Origin of the sequence: Streptomyces sp. NBC_00344 (genome assembly GCF_036088315.1) — a bacterium.
In the GTDB taxonomy this organism is placed as follows: Bacteria; Actinomycetota; Actinomycetes; order Streptomycetales; family Streptomycetaceae; genus Streptomyces.
The window spans coordinates 829,857-845,903 of the sequence record NZ_CP107996.1 but is presented as its reverse complement, the minus strand read 5'-3'; the positions used below and the strand labels follow the sequence as shown (position 1 = coordinate 845,903).

Below are 16,047 nucleotides of genomic sequence, written 5' to 3'. Positions count from 1 at the left end.
ATGTCGATGCTCGGCTGGCTGGACCGTTCCGGCGACCAGCTCACCTTCTACGTGAAGGCGCTGCTCTGGATTCCGCGCACGCTGGCCCGCTACCGCAGGGAGGTGCAGCGCCTGCTCGCCGAGGTCGTCTTCGGCAGCGGGGGCCTGGGTGTCGTCGGCGGCACCATCGGCGTGATGATCGCGATGACCCTCTTCACCGGCACGGTCGTCGGCCTTCAGGGTTACGCCGCGCTGAACCAGATCGGCACCGCTGCCTTCACCGGCTTCATCTCCGCGTACTTCAACACGCGCGAGATCGCGCCACTGGTTGCCGGACTGGCGCTCTCGGCGACCGTCGGCGCCGGATTCACCGCCCAACTGGGTGCGATGCGCATCAACGAGGAGGTCGACGCGCTCGACGCCATGGGCGTGCGCTCCATGCCGTATCTCGTCACCACCCGGATCATCGCCGGAGTGGTCGCGATCATCCCGCTCTACGCCATGGGCCTGCTCAGCTCCTACGTCTCCTCACGCCTGGTCACGGTGTTCTTCAACGGACAGTCCGCCGGTACCTACGACCACTACTTCGATCTCTTCCTCTCCCCGGACGACGTCGTCCTCTCGGTGCTCAAGGCGCTCATCTTCAGCGTGATGGTGATCCTTGCCCACTGCTACTACGGCTTCCGCGCCGAGGGCGGACCGGCCGGCGTGGGGGTGGCCGTGGGACGGTCCGTGCGCAGTGCCATCGTGCTGATCAGCCTCACCGACTTCTTCCTGTCCCTCGCCATCTGGGGAGCGACCACGACGGTGAAGGTGGCCGGATGAGCGCCCGTACGGTACGCCGCCGGTGCGCCGGCGTCGTCTTCGTCCTCGTCCCCGCCCTGCTGGCGTGGCTCGCCGTCGCGGTCTACCAGAAGGACTTCACCGACTCGTCCGCCATCACCGTGGAGGCGGACAGTGTCGGCAACGAGATGCACCCGCATGCCGAGGTCACACTGCGCGGTGTCGTGGTCGGCGAGGTCAGGTCCATCAGTTCGGACGGCACCGGTGCCCGGCTGACACTCGCCATCGAGCCGGACAAGCTCCGGGCGGTGCCGTCCGGCGTCACGGCCCAGATGCTGCCGACCACCTTGTTCGGCGAACGGTTCGTGGCCCTCGTCCCCCCGGCCGGCGCTTCCGCTCGGACGCTGAAGCCGGGCGACACCATCCCGCAGGACCGGTCGCACAACGCCATCGAGCTGGAACAGGTCCTCGACCATGTCCTCCCGCTGCTCACCGCCGTGAAGCCGGAGAAACTCTCCGCCACTCTCACCAGCGTCGCCCAGGCACTGAACGGACGGGGCGCCGAGCTCGGCGAAACGTTCGCCGCCCTCGACGCGCATCTGAAGAAGCTCAACCCCGAACTCCCCGCACTCAACCGCGACATCGCCGAGCTGGTGAAGGTGAGCACGGTGTACGGCGACGCCGCCCCCGACATCCTCACCGCGCTGACCGACCTCACCACGACCGGCTCCACCATCACCGATGAGCAGACCCGGCTCGCCGGTCTCTACGGCACGACCACCCGGACCGCACAGGACATCACGGCCTTCCTGCGGCAGAACAAGGACAACATCATCCGGCTCTCCGCGTCCGGCCGTCCCACCCTGGAACTCCTCGCCGAATACGCACCCTCCTTCCCCTGCACACTGCGCACGCTCGCGGGCTTCGTCCCCGTCATGGACAAGGCACTCGGCAAGGGCACCGACGAGCCGGGCCTGCATGTCAGCGTCACGACCGTCCCCTCGCTGGGCAAGTACGTACCCGGCAAGGACACACCGGCGTACAGCGCGAGCGGCGGACCGCACTGCTACTCCGTGCCGTACCTCGGCAGGGCCGCGCCCACGGCCGTCACGACCACGGCGCGGGACGACAGTCTCGGGCTGCCCAACTCGCCGCAGGAAAACTCACTCGTGAACGAACTGCTGGCACCGGCCATGAAGGCACAGCCGCAGTCGCTGCCCGACTGGAGCAGCCTGCTGGCCGGCCCGCTCTTCCGCGGTGCGGAGGTGAAGCTCAAGTGAAGCGCCGCAGTATCACAGGACCGCTCGTGAAGTCCCTTGTCTTCATCGTGGTGACCTCACTGGCCACCACCGTTCTCGCTCTCAGCATCGCCAACACCGGCGTCGGTGACACCGTTTCGTACCGGGCCCGCTTCACCGACGTCACCGGACTCACGGACGGGGACAGCGTGCGGATCGCGGGGGTGAAGGTCGGTCAGGTCGACTCCGTCAGGGTCGCCGGCCGGCGCACCGCCGAAGTGAGCTTCTCGGTCGAGAAGGGCCGCAGTCTGCCGGCCTCGGTGAACGCCTCCATCAAATACCTCAACATGGTGGGCCAGCGCTATGTGGACCTGGACCAGGGGAGCGGGCCCGTCGGACGCACTTTCCGCCCGGGCTCGACCATCCCGCTCTCCAGGACCACCCCGGCGCTCGATCTCACACAGCTGTTCAACGGTTTCCAGCCGCTCTTCCAGGGGCTGGATCCGACCGAGGTGAATCAGCTCGCCGGATCCATCGTCCAGGTACTCCAGGGCGAGGGCGGCACCGTCGACAGCCTGCTGGAGCACGTCGGGTCACTGACCACCACAGTCGCGGGCAAGGACAGGGTCATCGGCCAGGTGATCAAGAACCTCAACACGGTTCTCACGACGGTCAACAGCCGTGAGGCGGGCTTCAACGACCTGGTCGTCACCCTCCAGCAACTGGTGTCGGGGTTCTCCAAGGACCGTAAACCGCTGGGTGAGGCGATCACCGCACTCGGCGGACTCACCACCGTCACCGCAGGACTGTTCCAGGACGGCAGACAGCCGCTGAAGCAGGACATCGCCCAACTCGGCAAGGTGTCGGCGAACTTGGGCGACAACAAGCCGGAGCTGGAGAACTTCCTGCTGAGGACACCCGTCAAGATGCAGGCCATCACCCGCATCGCCAGCTACGGATCGTGGCTCAACCTCTACCTCTGCGAGGCCAGGGTGTCCGGCGTGACCACATCGGACGGCAGCAAGCCGCCCACCGGCCTGCCGATCGCCGATGCGAGGTGCCACGGATGAACCACCCCCGCTTCCGGCTGCCCTCCGTCAGACCCATGCGCGACCGCAGCCCGGTGGCCGTCAGTCTGGTGGGCCTGCTGATCATCGCGTTGCTCGCGTTCGGCGCCTATCGCGCGGACTCCCTGCCCTTCGTGGGCGGGGGCACGGCGTACACCGCGAATTTCAGCGAGTCAGCGGGGCTGAAGGACGGCGACGAAGTACGGATCGCCGGCGTCAAGGTCGGCAAGGTCACTTCGGTCACCCTCGACGGCGCCAAGGTGAAGGTGGAATTCAAGGTCAAGGACGCCTGGGTCGGCGACTCCAGTACCGCGGCCATCGCCATCAAGACCCTGCTCGGTGAGAAGTACCTCGCGCTCGACCCCCTCGGCACCACCCGGCAGGATCCGTCCCGTCGTATCCCGCTCAGCCGCACCACCTCTCCCTACGACGTGACGCAGGCCTTCAACGGGCTCGGCGAGACGCTCGGGGACATCGACACCAAGCAGCTCGCAAAGAGCTTCGCGACCATATCGGCGACGTTCAAGAACTCCCCGCCCGATGTGCGCACCGCGGCCACCGGACTGTCCGCACTGTCCAGAACGGTCTCCGAACGGGACACCGAACTGGCGAAACTGCTCAAGGGCAGCAAGCAGCTGACCAAGACCATCGCGGACAAGAAGGACAGCTTCCAGACACTCCTGCGGGACGGCAACCTGCTGCTCGGGGAGATACAGAGCCGCCGGGACTCCATCCACCTGCTGCTGACGGGCACCAGGAATCTGGGCACCGAACTCGGCGGCCTGGTCGCCGACAACAACGCACAACTGAAGCCGACTCTGACCGCGCTCAACAACGTCACCGCGGTCCTGCTGCAGAACCGCAAGAGCCTCGACCACGCGCTGTCGCTGGCCGGACCCTACTACCGGCTCGTGGGCAACACCCTGGGCAACGGCCGCTGGCTCGACACCTACGTATGCGGGCTCGTCCCCAGGAACTATCTGCCCTCAGGCACGCTCCCGAAGACCGGATGCGTGCCGCCCAAGGCCACAGGTGGCAGCCGATGAAGAAGTCCCAGCGCATCGTCGCGATCGGAGCCGGCGTCGCCGTGGTCGCCGCGGTGACCACCTCCGGCGTCATCGCTCTCGACAACTCGGACAGCACCCGCATCACCGCCTACTTCGACCAGGCGACCGGCGTGTATCCGGGGTCCGATCTGCGCATACTCGGCGTGAAGGTGGGCGAGGTCGACTCCGTACGGCCGGCCGGCGACGTCGTCAGGGTGACCCTGCTGCTCGACAAGGGTGTGAAGGTGCCCGCGGACGCGCGCGCCGTCGTCGTCGCGCCGAGCGTGGTATCGGACCGTTACGTCCAGCTCGCACCGGCCTACACCGGCGGGCCGCGGCTGAAGGACCGGACGGTGCTGCCCGCCGCCCGCAACGCCACCCCCGTCGAGGTCGACCAGCTGTACGCCAGCATCACCCGGCTCTCCACCGCTCTGGGCCCCAAGGGCGCCAACTCCCAAGGTGCCCTGTCCGATCTGCTCAGGACCGGGGCAGCCAACCTCGGCGGAAACGGCAAGGCGATCGGCGACTCCATCGAGCAACTGGGCAAGGCGAGCAAGACCCTCGACGGCAGCAGCAAGAACCTGTTCTCCACGCTGTCCTCCCTCGAGACCTTCACCAGAATGCTCAAGGACAACGACGGGGACGTCCGCTCGACCGAGACGCAGCTGGCCGCGGTGACCGGGTTTCTCGACGACGACAAGAAGAACCTCGGAGCGGCGCTCAAGGAACTGGGCACCGCCCTCGCCCAGGTGAAGTCCTTCATCTCGAAGAACCGCGGCAGCCTGAAGAAGAGCATCCACCAACTCGTGCCGATCACACAGTCGCTGGTGGATCAGCGGGCCTCACTCGCCGAAGCGCTGGACACCGCTCCGCTCGCCGCGGGAAACGTGCTCAACGCCTACGACCCGGTGCACCGGACTCTCGACGGGCGGGCGAACATCAACGAACTCAGCTCGGGCGTCGACCTCACCATGCCGTCGAGCGCGGGCTCCCTGAACGGACTGGTCCCCGCGCAACCCTCCCGGCTGAAGGCGCTCCCCACGCTGCCGCTGCCCGCGGCCGGCCAGGTCTACGGCTCCCCGCCGAAGTCCGCGAAGGCGGACCGGAAGCAGAAGGAGTCCGGCCGATGAGGCGCGCCGTCCCCGTGAGCACCCGCATGACGGCCGTCGCGCTTGCCGCCGGATGCTCTCTGCTGCTGAGCGGCTGCTCGGCACCCTCGTTCTCCGTCGAGGACATCCCGCTGCCCGGAGGCGCCGACCTCGGTCCGCACCCGTACCGGATCACCGCCGAATTCAACGACGTACTGAGCCTCGTCCCCCAGGCCGCCGTCAAGGTCAACGACGTCGCGGTCGGCAGGGTCACGAAGATCTCGCTCTCCCCGGACAACTGGTCGGCGAGGGTGACCATGCGCGTCAACGGCAAGGTGCGGCTGCCACGGAACGCGTACGCCCATCTCGAACAGTCCAGTCTGCTCGGCGAGAAGTACATCCAGCTCTCCGCACCCGCCAAGGAGACCGCCGCCGTCGGCCGGCTCCACGACGGACAGACCATCCCGATCACGCGGACCAACCGTAACCCCGAGGTCGAAGAGGTCTTCGGCGCGCTCTCACTGCTGCTCAACGGTGGCGGCATCAGCCAGCTCAAGACCATCAGCCATGAACTCAACCAGACGCTCGGTGGCCGCGAGCCCAAGATCCGCTCCATGCTGCAGCGCGTCAACACGCTGGTGACGAGCCTCGACAACCACAGGAGCGACATCACCGCCGCCCTGGACGGCGTCAACCGGCTCTCGGCCACACTCGCCACCCGCAGAACCGAGGTCGGGAAGGTACTCACCGGACTCAGCCCCGGCATGAAGGTGCTGGAAAAACAGCGGGGCTCGCTGCTCACCATGCTCAAGGCACTCGACACGCTGTCAGGTGTCGCGGTCGACACCGTCAACCGGAGCAAGGAGGACATGGTCGCCGACCTGAAGGCACTGTCTCCCACGCTCAGGGCCCTCGCCGACTCGGGGCAGGACCTGCCCGACTCCCTCCAGGTACTGCTCACCTACCCCTTCACGGACGAGGTGCTGCGCGGGGTGAAGGGCGACTACCTCAATGTCTACCTCGACACGACGGCGGCACCCGGCACGCAGATCATTCCGGCGATCGACCCGGCCCCGGCGGGCGCGCTGCCCCCGGACAGCGCGCCGCTGCCGCTGCCCGCGATCACCGCACCGTCCGCGCTGTCCACGAGCGGAGGCCACTGATGCTGACCCGCGCCACCCGGCTGAAGAACATCGCCTTCCTGCTGATCGGTGTCGTCGTCCTCGCGTACCTCGGTGTCCGCTATGCCGATCTGGGCCATCTGATCGGTCTGCGGGGCTACTACGTCGTGCGTGTCCAACTGCCCCAGACAGGAGGACTGTTTCCTCACTCCGACGTCACCTACCGGGGAGTGTCGGTGGGCCGGGTGGGTCCGATCAGGCTGACCGCCGACGGAGTCGAGGCCGAACTGCACATCGACAACTCGGCTCCCGTCATCCCGGCCGACCTCACAGCCGTCGTGGCCAATCTCTCCGCGGTCGGGGAGCAGTACATAGATCTGCGCCCCACGCATGACGGCAGCCCCTATCTGGAGGACGGATCCCGGATCGACGCGGCCGACACCACCACTCCGGCACCCGTCACTGACGTCCTCACCAGCGTCGACGACCTCGCGTCATCGGTGGACCCGGAGTCTCTGCGCACCGTGGTCGACGAGTTCGGCTCGGCCCTCGGCGGCCGGGGCGAAGACCTGCAGGTGCTGCTGGACACCAGCAGTGACTTCATCGACTCCGCGGACAAGGCGCTGCCCACCGACACCCGGCTCATCACCGACAGCGAGACGGTGCTGCGCACCCAGTCGGACGAGGGCGACGCCTTCACGTCCTTCGCGCACGGAGCCAAGGGCCTGGCCGGACAGCTGACGAAATCCGACACCGATCTGCGCGAACTGATCGCCACGGCCCCCGAGGCGGCCACCCAGGTCAGCGGGTTGCTCAGGGACCTCGACCCGGACCTCAGCGTGCTGATCGCCAACCTCCTCACCACGTCCGACGTCGCGGTGACCCGACAACGGGGCACCGAGGAACTGCTGGTGAAGCTGCCCGCCGTGGCGGCTGCCGGATCCACCGCGGTCACCGCCAAGGGGGCCCGCTTCGGCATGGCGGTCACCTTCTTCGAACCGCTGCCCTGTACGGACGGTTACGGCGGTACCAAGTACCGCAACGGGCTCGACACCAGCGACACAGCGGAGCTCAACACCGCGGCCCACTGCGCATCACCGCCCAGCAGCGGAAAAGAGGTACGCGGCTCGGCCAACGCGCCGGGCGGGGGCCAAGTCCCCGGAGCGGCGGCACCGGGCTCGCTGCTGCTGGGAAGTGAGGCGGGCGGCACGCTCCCGGGAGTACTCGGCCAGCCGGCGCTGCCCGCGGACGGCCCCACCGACCTGAGCGGCCTGCTCGGACTGGGAGGCAGGAGTGAGTAACAGCCGGATCCGGTCGGTGGCGTGGGCGGCGGTTGCCGCGGCAGCGCTGTTCTGTCTGTTCGCCGGGTGGGTGTACGGGCAGGCCCGCGCCGACGACTCACTGCGATACGCGACCGCACGGGACGCGGCGCTGACGGCGGGACGCACCCGGGTCGCACAGCTGAACACCCTCGACGCCGAGCACGCCGACGCGGGCCTGGCTCAGTGGCTGGACGCCTCCACCGGAGCGCTCCACGACAAGCTGGCCGGCACCAGGACAGCGGACCGAGCCGCGTTCACGAAGGCGGGGACGACAGCGCGTGGCACCGTGACCGACGCCGCCCTCACCGCACTCGACGAGCGGGCGGGAACGGCGGCGCTGATCGCCACCGTACGGATCGACATCACACCCCGTACCGGTACGCCCACATCCGACCGGAAGCGCTTCGAGGCGAAGCTCACCAGGACGGCGGACGGTTGGAAGATCGCAGCGCTCGGCGCGGTGCAGGTCGGAAAGGACAGCGCGTGAGCACGGTCGAGGACGCCGCGGAGACCGACAGCGCCACGGCAGATGAGGTGCGGCACGGCGATGACCCGGCTCCAGCGGCGGGCGCAGCGTCCCGGTCGGGCCGGCGTGGTCTCATCACGCTGCTCGTGTGCGCCGTCGTGCTGACCCTCGCCGGATCCGGCCTTCTCGTCCGCGCACACCAGCTGAGCGCATCACCGGCGGCGTCCAACGACGCGCTGACCGACACCGAGGCCACGACCCGGGTGATCGGCGACGTCAGCAGTGCGCTGGGAAAGGTGCTCTCCTACACGCCCCAGGACACGGATGTCACCGCGCAGGCGGCGCGTGAGTTGCTCGCGGGGAGGGCCGCCCGGCAGTACGCGGCCCTCTTCGGACAGGTGGGAGCGCGGGCGAAGGCACAGCACCTGACGCTGACCACCCAGGTCGTCCGGGCCGCTGTGACCCGGTTGACGGATCGCGACGCGCGTCTCCTCGTATTCCTCGACCAGGTGGCGCAACGCAAGGGCAAGCCGGCCGGAGCGGTGCCCGCGCAGCTGTCCGTGTCGGCCGAACTGCGTTCCGGCGGCTGGCTGATCACCGACATCACGGCCCGTTAGAGGAGATCGAACATGGTACGGACACCGAAGAACCCACTCACGGCGACGGCCATCGCGATGACCGTCCTGGCGGTGGGATGCGCGGGCTGGGGCGGCTGGTCCTGGTACGGCGCCGCACATGACGGTTCGGCCTCCTACGCCGTCGCACGGGACACGGTACTGGCCGCCGGGGAGCAGGCGGTGCAGAACGTGAACACCCTCGACCACCGGCGCCTGTCGCAGGGCCTCGACAGCTGGGAGGCCTCGACAACCGGGGACCTGCACAAACAACTCGCGGACGGACGTGGGCAGTTCGAGAAGCAGATTCAGCAGGCGAAGACGGTGTCCACCGCGAAGGTCCTCTCCGGCGCGGTGACCGAACTGGACGCGCGAGCGGGCAGGGCCGCGGTGATGGTGGCGCTGCGGATCACCGTCACCCCGGACAAGGGCAAACCCGTGGCCAAGGAGAGCCGGTTGCAGGGTGAGCTCACCCGGACTTCAGCGGGCTGGAAGCTCAGCGCTCTGGGCCAGGCGCCGGCCGGCGACCCCGCGACCGACTGATCCCGCGACCACCGAGAGGAGCTGAACAGATGTCGACGACCCGTCACCTGATCAACCGTCAGCGGCGTCTCGCCGCAGTGGCGCCCGCGCGGGTGCGGCCGAGCAGCGAGGCACAGGCGGCCGGCGATCTGCCCGGGGCGGAACGGCCTCGGAAGGAGCCCGACAGGCCGATGAAGGGGGAGGGACGGCTGAAGGGCAGGGAGCGTGCGCAGCTTGCGGACCGTCCGGAAACCGCAGGACCGGATGCCGGGGAGCCGGAAGGCGACGCGCGCGGCGCCGGGCGCCGGGTGCGGCTCATCGGGGGAGCCCGGTTGCCCGCGGCGCTGTGTGTCCTCACCGTCCTGCTCGGGGCCTTCGCGGCCTGGGCGGGCACGCATGCGGCCGATCTGCGGGACAACTCGTCGGCGGACAACACGGCGCTGACCGACGTCGCCCGCACGACAGAGGTCAAGGGCCAGGTCACGCAGGCCGTCAATGCCCTGTTCTCCTACGACTACGCCGACACGGCCAAGGCCGACAAGGCGGCGAAGTCGCTCCTGACCGGCAAGGCCGTACGACAGCACCGGGACATGCTCAAGGACGTACGAGCCCAGGCGGCCGAGCAGAAGCTCGTCCTGACCACCACGGTCACCGAGAGCGGCGTGCAGCTCATCGACGGCAACCGGGCGAGAGTGCTCGTCTTCGCGGACCAGAGCAACACCCGGACCGCCGCCAAGGACGACCGGACGGCTTACGCGGGAGCGATGTTCGCCGTGGACGCGGTCCGGACCGGCGGCAGCTGGAAGATCGCGAACATCGACACCTTCGCCTGACCAGGAGCGTGGCTCATGAGATATGCGGGACGGATACGACGAGGCCTGGCAGGCAGCGCGGTGGCGGCCGCGGCGATGACAGCGCTCACCGCCTCCCAGGCGCCCGGGCTCGCCGGGCACGAGCACCGGGCTTCTGCCGAAGGGCGGATGCGGTCGCCGGACGGGACCACCGCGCAGGCCGAAGGACCCACCGACGACTCGTACCACACCGAGATCCCGCCCCTCGCCACCCCGCCCGCACCGCACACCCCCGCCGACACCGCCGGCAGCGGACCCGTCTGGGCGGAGTCGGGTATCCCTGCCACCGTGCTCGCCGCGTACCGGCACGCGGAGGCGGAGCTGCGGCGCAGCGACCGCGACTGCCACCTGCCGTGGGAAGTGCTCGCCGCGATCGGCAAGGTCGAATCGGGTCAGGCGCGCGGTGGCGCGGTCGACGCGCACGGCACGACTCTCTCGCCGATTCTCGGGCCGGTCCTCGACGGCGCGGGCTTCGCCCGCATCTCCGACACGGACGGCGGGGCGTACGACGGGGACACCAGGTACGACCGTGCGGTCGGCCCCATGCAGTTCATCCCGTCCACCTGGGCGACCTGGGGGACCGACGGCAACGGCGACGGCCGCAAGGACCCCAGCAACGTGTTCGACGCGGCGCTCGCTGCCGGACAGTACCTCTGTGCGGGCCACAGGGATCTAGCAGCCCGGGGCGGCCTGGACCGGGCGGTCCTGAGCTACAACCATTCCGATGCCTACCTGCGGCTGGTGCTCTCCTGGCTCGCCTTCTACCGGCACGGAACGCATGAAGTCCCGGACGGTGAGGGGGTGCTGCCCACCAGCCCGGGGGCAGGAGGCCCGGCAGCCAAGCCGGACGACGCGTCCCGCGACAGTGGGCACGGCGACGCCGGGCACGGCGATGGCGGCATCGTCATCGGCCCCGCCCCTTCCCGCAGTCCTTCGGCCAGTGCTTCCCCGAGCGCGTCCGCCGGCGGAACCACGCCCACCCCGTCCGGCAGCGCTTCGGCAGGACCGAGCGACTCCCCGACATCGGACCCCTCGTCGCAGCCGTCGGCCTCGTCATCGCCTGGACCCGGCACCAGCAGCACTCCGCCGGAGTGCCCGGCACCGTCCGCATCGGCTTCCGCTTCACCGGACCCGGGTCCGACCGGTGTCCCGGACGACGACTGCGTCCCCGTCCCGGGGGAGAGCGGCACCCCGTCGGCGGATTCCACGGCTCCCTGACGCTGCTGCCGCAGCGCCCGTCGGCCGCGCGGGGCACGCGGCCGGACCGGACACCATCCCGGCCCGGAGGAGCAGGGCCGTGCCCGCCCCGGCCGCACTCTGCCGCTCTGTACAGGGCGCCACTGCCGGATGCTACATATTGTCCGGTCACGGGGACCCGGGTTTCGGTGAGTCTGGTGGGCATGCTGCGCAACTACATCAACGGTGAATTCAGGGAGGCGGCCGACGGCCGCACTCTCGATGTGATCGACCCCTGCACGGGCGAGGTGTACGACACCTCCGCGCTCTCGGGCGCCGCGGACGTCGACGCCGCCATGGAGGCCGCGGCCGCCGCGTTCCCCGCGTGGCGCGACGCGACCCCCGCCGCCCGGCAGAAGGTTCTGCTGCGCGTCGCCGACGTCTTCGAGGACCGGGCGGCCGAGCTGATCACTGCCGAGTCCCGGGACACCGGCAAGCCCCTTGCGCAGATGGCGGACGACGAGATCCCGCCGGTCGTCGACCAGATCCGTTTCTTCGCGGGCGCGGCCCGGCTGCTGGAAGGCCGTTCGGCCGGCGAGTACCTGGAGGGCCTGACGTCGATCATCCGGCGTGAGCCGGTGGGTGTCGTCGCCCAGGTCGCGCCGTGGAACTATCCGCTGATGATGGCGGTGTGGAAGTTCGCCCCGGCCCTCGCGGCGGGCAACACCGTGGTGCTCAAGCCGTCCGACACCACCCCCGCCTCGACCGTCCTGGTGGCCGGGATCATCGGTGAGGTGCTTGCCGAACTCGGCCACCCCGCAGGGGTGTTCAACGTGGTCTGCGGTGACCGTGAGACGGGCCGTCTGATGGTCGAGCACCCCACCCCGGCGATGGCGGCGATCACCGGCTCGGTCAGGGCCGGCATGCAGGTCGCCGCCTCGGCGGCCAAGGACGTCAAGCGGGTCCACCTGGAGCTGGGAGGCAAGGCGCCGGCCGTCGTCTTCGGCGACGCGGATCTGGCCGGGGCTGCCGAAGGCATCGCTGCCGCCGGCTACTTCAACTCCGGACAGGACTGCACGGCAGCGACCCGGGTGCTTGTGCACGAGTCGGTCCACGACGCGTTCATGACGGAGCTCGTCAAGGCGGCGACCGGGACCGTGACCGGCCTTCCCGAGGACCCCCGGACGGTCTACGGTCCGCTCAACAACGCGGGCCAGTTGTCCCAGGTGTCCGGATTCATCGACCGCCTCCCCGGCCACGCGAAGATCGAGGCCGGGGGCCACCGGGTCGGTGACCAGGGGTACTTCTACGCGCCCACCGTTGTCTCCGGTCTCCGGCAGGACGACGAGATCATCCAGAACGAGGTCTTCGGCCCGGTCATCACCGTCCAGTCCTTCACCACGGAGGACCAGGCGGTGGAGTACGCGAACGGTGTCGACTTCGCGCTGGCCTCATCCGTGTGGACCAAGGACCACGCCCGCGCCATGCGGATGTCGAAGAGGCTGGACTTCGGCTGTGTGTGGATCAACACTCATGGGGCCCTTGCGGCGGAGATGCCGCACGGCGGGTTCAAGCTGTCGGGCTACGGCAAGGACCTCTCCGCGTACGGGTTCGAGGACTACACACGTGTCAAGCACGTGATGACCGCACTCTGACCCGGTCCGACCGCCCGGAGGCCCTCCCCGTCCGGGGGAGGGCCTCCGTGTTCCCGGATCCGGTCCCGGTCGTGCCCGCGGTGCGGGATCCCTACGCCAATGGGGTCACCCGGCTACCCGGTCGGTCGTACGGCGGCACCGGCTCCTGGCCCGGCTGTCAGTGCCCGGTGCAAGACTCGCGAAACAGGTGAACGGGTCCCGGACAGAGGAGCACGCCATGCTCAGCACGCCGTTTGTTGCAGGCTCACCGAACTGGATCGATCTCGGCACCCCCGACCGGGACAGGGCCAACGCCTTCTACCGGGCTCTCTTCGGCTGGGAGTTCGAGTCCGCGGGGGAGAAGTTCGGCGGCTACGGCACATACACGCTCGACGGCAGAAAGGCCGGCGCGGTGATGCAGGTCGAGCAGGCCACGTCGGCCTGGGGGATCTACTTCCAGACAGCGGACGCCGACGCCACGGTGAAGGCCGTCGAGCGGGCCGGCGGGACCCTGGCGTACGGGCCGCACGACGTCGGCTCGCTGGGCCGCATGACCGGGTTCACCGACCCGGCCGGTGCGCGCTTCGCGACCTGGGAGCCGAAGGACCACAAGGGCCTCGACGTGATCAACGCCCCGGGCTCGTTCTGCTGGGCGGAGCTCCACACCACGGATGTGCCCGCGGCAGCGGCCTTCTACCGTTCGGTCTTCGGCTGGGAGATCAACTCGGCGCCGTTCCAAGGCGGTGTCTACACCATGGCCGCACCGGCCGGCGCCGGCGAGGAGGCGAATTTCGCCGGCTTCGTCCGGACCGAGGGGGCGGGGGAGCAAGCGGAGCCGTACTGGCTGCCCTACTTCGAGACCGACGATGTCGACGTGGCGGTGGCGAAGGTGCGGCAGTTGGGGGGCAGCGTCCAGATGGTGCCCGTCGACCTGGACGGCGTGGGCCGTATCGCCAGAGCGGCAGACCCATCGGGCGCCCCGTTCGCCCTGATCAAGGACGCCTAGCCCGCCGTGTGAGGCGGCCGCAGGATGGGGGCGAGCTCCGGTGGACCGTCCGTTCATCGTTCGTTGAACGGACATTGATCGCTGCACGGCAGGGTGTTCCCCATGTCGATCACCATCATCAACGACCCTGAGCTCGCCTGGCAGGAGCGGGCTCTGTGCGCCCAGACGGGGCCGGAGTTCTTCTTTCCTGATCCCGGCAGCTCCACCCGCGAGGCGAAGAGACTCTGCGGAATCTGTGAGGAGCGAGTGGCCTGCCTGGAGTACGCACTCGCCAAGGACGAGCGATTCGGTGTCTGGGGCGGTCTCTCCGAGAAGGAGAGGCTCAGTCTCAGACGTCGGCAGGGCTGATATCCGGGTTGCCCTCTGGCGCCGGCATCCGATCACCGCCATTCTGATGCTGCGTCATGCCGAGCGTCTGGAGGCAAGTTGAGTGGCACCGGAACTGCATACGACTATGTGATCGTGGGCGCCGGTTCGGCGGGATGCGTGCTCGCTGCCCGGCTCTCCGAGGATCCCGGTGTACGTGTGGCGCTCCTCGAGTCGGGTGGCCGCGACCGCAAGCCGGAGATCCGGATCCCGGCCGCCTTCCCCAAGCTCTTCAAGTCGCCGTACGACTGGGACTTCAGCACGGTGAAGCAGGCGGCCCTCGGCGGTCGCGAGCTGTACTGGCCGCGCGGCCGTACCCTCGGCGGCTCGTCGTCCATGAACGCCATGATGTGGGTCCGCGGCCACCGTGATGACTACGACGCATGGGGTGAGGCGGCGGGTCCGGAGTGGGGTTACGACAGGCTCCTCCCTTATTTCCGGCGCGCGGAACACTGGACGGGCCCGCGCCCCGCCGGGTCCGTCTACGGCACCGGAGGCCCTCTCCATATCTCGCCGCCCCGGGACCCGAATCCGCTGACGGGCGCCTTCATCGAGGCATGCACAGCCGCCGGGCTTCCTGAGCTTCCCGAGCTCAACACCCCCGACCACAGCGGTTGCGCCGTCACACCCCTCAACCAGCGGGGCGGGCGCCGCTGGAGTGCGGCGGCGGGGTATCTGAAACCGGCGAGGCGTCGCAGGAACCTCGACGTCTTCACTGGTGCCACGGTGCACCGCATCACGTTCGACGGTGTCCGGGCCACCGGGGTCGTGGCCGCCGGGGCAGCCGGCAGGCTGACGGCCGGGCGGGAAGTGATTCTCAGCGCGGGCGCGATCGGCTCTCCGCAACTGCTGCTGAGCAATGGCATCGGGGACCCCGACCTGCTGCGGGAGTCGGATATCGAGGTGCGCGTCGCGTCACCCGACGTGGGCCGTCACCTCCAGGACCATCTGGCGTACGCGGTGACGATGCACTGTCCACGGCCGGTCACCCTCACCGGCGCGGACTCGCTCGCCAACCTGGGCCGGTTCCTGCTGACCCGCCGGGGTCCGCTCACCTCGAACATCGCCGAGGCCGTGGCCTTCGTGCGCAGCTCGCCCGGACTGGCGGCGCCGGACATCGAACTGATCTTCGCCCCGGCTCCCTTTGTCAATCACGGGCTCGAGGTGCCCACGGAGCACGGCGTCACCATCGGAGTGGTTCTGCTGCAGCCGCAGAGCAGGGGACGGATCACCCTGTCGGGACCGGATGCCGGATCCGGTCCCCGCATCGACCCCGGATATCTGGAATCGGCGGCAGATCTGCGCTGTCTGACCGCCGGGGTACGCAGGGCGGAGGAGCTGTTCGCGGGCCCGGAGCTGGCGCAGCACGTCGACGGGCCGATGGCGGCGTATCCCGGCACGGTCGGCGACGCCCGTCTCGCCGAGTCGATCCGGTCGGGCGCGGAGACGCTGTACCACCCGGTGGGCACCTGCCGGATGGGCGCCGACCCGGCAGCGGTGACGGATCCGCGGCTCCGGGTGAGGGGTGTGGACGGGCTGCGCGTGGTGGATGCCTCGGTGATGCCCTCGATCACCAGGGGGCACACTCACGCACCGACCGTCGCCATCGCGGAGCGGGCCGCCGAGCTGATCCGCGAGGACGCCGGCCACTGACGGCGTGCGAGCGCGTGCCGCAGCGGGCAGGGGGTGGCACCAGGGACCCGGGCAGAGGCCATGGCGCCGCAGGGCATCTGGGCTGTCCCGCAGGAGCACTGGGCCGCCACCCCGG

General features: G+C 69.4%; 16 protein-coding genes. All 16 read left to right on the top strand.

Going from position 1 to position 16,047, the window contains the following annotated elements:
* Positions 1 to 804 carry an MlaE family ABC transporter permease gene (locus tag OHS16_RS03885; RefSeq protein WP_328535731.1) on the top strand — a complete coding sequence of 268 codons (804 nt, stop codon included), beginning with the start codon at positions 1 to 3 and terminating at the stop codon, positions 802 to 804.
* Positions 801 to 2,042, top strand: a complete 1,242-nt coding sequence (locus OHS16_RS03880) for an MCE family protein (RefSeq protein WP_328535730.1) — start codon at positions 801 to 803, stop codon at positions 2,040 to 2,042. The genes OHS16_RS03885 and OHS16_RS03880 overlap by 4 nt, the downstream gene beginning before the upstream one ends.
* Positions 2,039 to 3,070 carry an MCE family protein gene (locus OHS16_RS03875; RefSeq protein ID WP_328535729.1) on the top strand — a complete coding sequence of 344 codons (1,032 nt, stop codon included), beginning with the start codon at positions 2,039 to 2,041 and terminating at the stop codon, positions 3,068 to 3,070. The genes OHS16_RS03880 and OHS16_RS03875 overlap by 4 nt, the downstream gene beginning before the upstream one ends.
* Positions 3,067 to 4,113, top strand: coding sequence for an MCE family protein (locus tag OHS16_RS03870; RefSeq protein ID WP_328535728.1), 1,047 nt, complete (start codon positions 3,067 to 3,069; stop codon positions 4,111 to 4,113). Before OHS16_RS03875 ends, OHS16_RS03870 begins: the two co-directional genes overlap by 4 nt.
* The gene (locus tag OHS16_RS03865) at positions 4,110 to 5,243 is read left to right on the top strand and encodes an MCE family protein (RefSeq protein ID WP_328535727.1); all 1,134 of its coding nucleotides are present in this window, start codon (positions 4,110 to 4,112) and stop codon (positions 5,241 to 5,243) included. The genes OHS16_RS03870 and OHS16_RS03865 overlap by 4 nt, the downstream gene beginning before the upstream one ends.
* Positions 5,240 to 6,364, top strand: coding sequence for an MCE family protein (locus OHS16_RS03860; protein WP_443042553.1), 1,125 nt, complete (start codon positions 5,240 to 5,242; stop codon positions 6,362 to 6,364). The genes OHS16_RS03865 and OHS16_RS03860 overlap by 4 nt, the downstream gene beginning before the upstream one ends.
* Positions 6,364 to 7,623: an MlaD family protein gene (locus OHS16_RS03855; RefSeq protein ID WP_328535726.1), complete on the top strand. Its 1,260-nt coding sequence runs from the start codon at positions 6,364 to 6,366 to the stop codon at positions 7,621 to 7,623. Before OHS16_RS03860 ends, OHS16_RS03855 begins: the two co-directional genes overlap by 1 nt.
* Positions 7,616 to 8,131 (top strand): hypothetical protein, encoded by a 516-nt coding sequence (locus OHS16_RS03850; RefSeq protein ID WP_443042552.1) that lies wholly within the window; start codon positions 7,616 to 7,618, stop codon positions 8,129 to 8,131. Before OHS16_RS03855 ends, OHS16_RS03850 begins: the two co-directional genes overlap by 8 nt.
* Entirely contained in the window at positions 8,128 to 8,727 is a 600-nt protein-coding gene (locus OHS16_RS03845; RefSeq protein WP_328535725.1) for a hypothetical protein, read from the top strand. Before OHS16_RS03850 ends, OHS16_RS03845 begins: the two co-directional genes overlap by 4 nt.
* A 12-nt stretch (positions 8,728 to 8,739) precedes the next feature.
* Entirely contained in the window at positions 8,740 to 9,267 is a 528-nt protein-coding gene (locus tag OHS16_RS03840) for a hypothetical protein (RefSeq protein ID WP_328535724.1), read from the top strand.
* Positions 9,268 to 9,296: 29 nt separating this feature from the next.
* The gene (locus tag OHS16_RS03835) at positions 9,297 to 10,079 is read left to right on the top strand and encodes a hypothetical protein (protein ID WP_328535723.1); all 783 of its coding nucleotides are present in this window, start codon (positions 9,297 to 9,299) and stop codon (positions 10,077 to 10,079) included.
* 15 nt (positions 10,080 to 10,094) lie between these two features.
* Entirely contained in the window at positions 10,095 to 11,315 is a 1,221-nt protein-coding gene (locus OHS16_RS03830) for a lytic transglycosylase domain-containing protein (protein WP_328535722.1), read from the top strand.
* Between the two features lie 182 nt (positions 11,316 to 11,497).
* Positions 11,498 to 12,928 carry a gamma-aminobutyraldehyde dehydrogenase gene (locus OHS16_RS03825; RefSeq protein WP_328535721.1) on the top strand — a complete coding sequence of 477 codons (1,431 nt, stop codon included), beginning with the start codon at positions 11,498 to 11,500 and terminating at the stop codon, positions 12,926 to 12,928.
* 217 nt (positions 12,929 to 13,145) lie between these two features.
* Positions 13,146 to 13,913 (top strand): VOC family protein, encoded by a 768-nt coding sequence (locus OHS16_RS03820; protein WP_328535720.1) that lies wholly within the window; start codon positions 13,146 to 13,148, stop codon positions 13,911 to 13,913.
* A 102-nt stretch (positions 13,914 to 14,015) separates the two neighbouring features.
* Positions 14,016 to 14,261, top strand: a complete 246-nt coding sequence (locus tag OHS16_RS03815) for a WhiB family transcriptional regulator (RefSeq protein ID WP_328535719.1) — start codon at positions 14,016 to 14,018, stop codon at positions 14,259 to 14,261.
* A 78-nt stretch (positions 14,262 to 14,339) separates the two neighbouring features.
* The gene (locus OHS16_RS03810) at positions 14,340 to 15,932 is read left to right on the top strand and encodes a GMC family oxidoreductase (RefSeq protein ID WP_328535718.1); all 1,593 of its coding nucleotides are present in this window, start codon (positions 14,340 to 14,342) and stop codon (positions 15,930 to 15,932) included.
* The last annotated feature ends 115 nt before the right edge of the window (positions 15,933 to 16,047 follow it).